Source organism: Ileibacterium valens (assembly GCF_001945525.1).
In the GTDB taxonomy this organism is placed as follows: Bacteria; Bacillota_I; Bacilli_A; order Erysipelotrichales; family Erysipelotrichaceae; genus Ileibacterium; species Ileibacterium valens.
In genome coordinates this window covers 1-1,523 of sequence record NZ_MPJW01000288.1, presented here as the reverse complement: position 1 = coordinate 1,523, position 1,523 = coordinate 1, and the positions used below count along the sequence as shown (strand labels likewise).

The following is a 1,523-nucleotide window of genomic DNA, read 5'->3' as shown; positions in this document are numbered from 1 at the left end:
AGAGTGTAATTTTATCTGTGTAAGTCGAGAGCGTACGGCTCGGCCTGCACAGATTTTTTTTGCGATTTGTGCTTTTATTAAGAAAAGAGGAAATGAAATCATGGCTAAAATCAAACGCAATCCTGCAGCACGAGAGTTGGCGAAACTCATCATGTCACAATATGATCCGCAGTCTTCCAAAGACCTGGATGAAGCTCTGAAGGAAGTCTTTGGCACAGCTTTTGAAGAGATGCTCCAGGCTGAAATGGATGAACACCTCGGCTATTCGAATAACAGTAAAGAGCCCAAAGAAACTGAAAACAGAAGAAACGGCTACGGTAAGAAGACTCTGAAAACAACTCACGGCGAAGTGCCTGTCCAGGTCCCCAGAGACCGCGATGGGTCTTTTAAGCCTGAGATCCTGCCTAAACGCCAACGAGATGTATCCGGCATCGAAGATAAAGTCATCTCCATGTACGCCCGAGGGATGAGCCAGAGAGACATTTCCAAAACGATCGAGGAGATCTATGGCTTTTCCATCTCCCATGAAATGGTCTCCAAAATAACAGACCGTATCCTTCCGGATGTACAGGAATGGAAGAACAGACCGTTGAAATCCTGTTATGCTTTCTTGTTCGTAGACTGTCTCTATGTCCCGCTGCGGGATGAAAGGGGAAGCCATGAAACTGCAGTCTACGTCATCCTTGGCTATGACCTCCAAGGCAGAAAGGAGATCCTCGGCTTATGGCTCAGTCCCACGGAAAGCAAGAACCAGTGGATGCAGATTTTTGATGAAATCAAGGCGAGGGGCGTCGATGATGTCTTCTTTATCAGTATGGACGGTGTATCCGGGCTGGAACAGGGAGCCAAAGCGGTTTTTCCGGAAGTCGTGGTGCAGCGCTGCATCGTGCACCTGATCCGCAACTCCATCCGCTATATCCCATCCAAAGATTACAAGGCATTCACGGCAGATCTCAAAAAAGTCTATGGAGCCGTGAATCTTACAACAGCCAGAGCCGAATTTGAAAAACTCTGCTATACGTGGAAACAGTATCCGGGAGCTGTGCGGGTCTGGGAAAGGAACTTCCAGCACGTGGAGCAGCTTTTCGAATATGGTTCAGAAGTGCGCAGGATCATGTATACGACCAATGCGATCGAATCCGTCAACGCCAGTCTGAGAAAAGTAACGAAAAAAGGGTCATTCTCCAATGAGGCAGCCCTCAACAAAGCCTTATATCTCCGGATCCAGGAACTGGAAGATAAATGGTCCAAAGGACATATCATGAAATGGTCAGTGGTGCTCAATCAGCTGATGACCGATGAAAGGTTTGAGAAACGGATCGGAAAGTATTTGAACTAGAGTGATCCGTTCACTGCCTCTAAAAATGCAACATGCCCGATCCGTTCTGTCAAGGGCAAGCCCCTTCGGGGTCCTGTGGACCCTGGACAGAACAGACCAGGCATGTAGTGTTTGAATCAGGCAGTGAACTGGTCCAGTAAACTAACGGCTGTAAAACTACTTACACAGTTTAGTTGACAGATCC

Annotated in this window: 1 protein-coding gene; it reads left to right on the top strand. The window is 47.6% G+C overall.

Annotated features, from left to right (window positions below; all coding sequences use genetic code 11):
* Positions 1–100: 100 nt before the first annotated feature.
* Positions 101–1,339, top strand: a complete 1,239-nt coding sequence (locus BO222_RS13145) for an IS256 family transposase (RefSeq protein ID WP_075821159.1) — start codon at positions 101–103, stop codon at positions 1,337–1,339.
* The last annotated feature ends 184 nt before the right edge of the window (positions 1,340–1,523 follow it).